Here is a 724-nt window from a genome sequence, read left to right as displayed (position 1 = left end):
CGGCAGCCGCCATCAGCGAGGAGGTGGGACCGCAGGTGCGAGCCCAGCTGTACGACTGGGCGTCAACCGATTCGACCGACGCGAAGCTGCAACGCCTGATCGCAAGGGTTTGTGCGGGCGATATGGTTGAGTTGTACCCGCGCATTTCCCTGACCCGGCTGATGCACTTGGCGGGCCGCCGCGATCACGCCGTGCGGGAGGAGGTTGTCACCGCGGTAGAAAATCTATGGAAGCGCCCGCAGCTGCGGGACCGCACCCTCCGGGCAGTAACGGCGTGGTTGGGTGATCCGAGCCGGCGCGGCACCGCCTGGCGAATCGTCTGCCGCATCGCCGTGAGCGAGGTGCATCCCCTTACAGTTGCGGCGAGCCAGGACGGGACGTGTCACGACCTCGTTCGGGCATTCGGTGAGGTGCTGACAGACCCGGAGATGCTCGCCACGACCGATGAGTTCGGTGCCGCCACCCTCACTAGCGCCTTGAGTTCTGACATCGACCGCGAACGGACCCGTCGGTTCTTCGTCGATGTGGTCCGGCACTCCTCTGGCGGCAGCAGGCGGATCGTCCGCCTCCAGCGCCTGCTGTATACCTGGCAGCCGAGCGCCGAGGACGTGGACCATCCCGATCGTCGTGACCTTCGCGACCAAAGCGGCGAGGCGCTCGCGCACGTCGATCCTCTCAGCCAACGCTGATCCATGTGGCATTTGCTCAGGCGCGTGCAGCGCCA

1 pseudogene is annotated in these 724 nt (G+C 66.2%); it reads left to right on the top strand.

The annotated features are described in order from the left end of the window. Positions 1-689 (top strand): annotated as a pseudogene (locus tag KBX08_RS33375) (hypothetical protein); the annotation flags it as partial. Positions 690-724 lie beyond the last annotated feature (35 nt).

This window comes from Micromonospora sp. H61 (assembly GCF_018070325.1).
Classification (GTDB): Bacteria; Actinomycetota; Actinomycetes; order Mycobacteriales; family Micromonosporaceae; genus Micromonospora; species Micromonospora salmantinae.
Note: the sequence above shows the minus strand (reverse complement) of the source record. Positions and strands in the feature narration are given on the sequence as shown.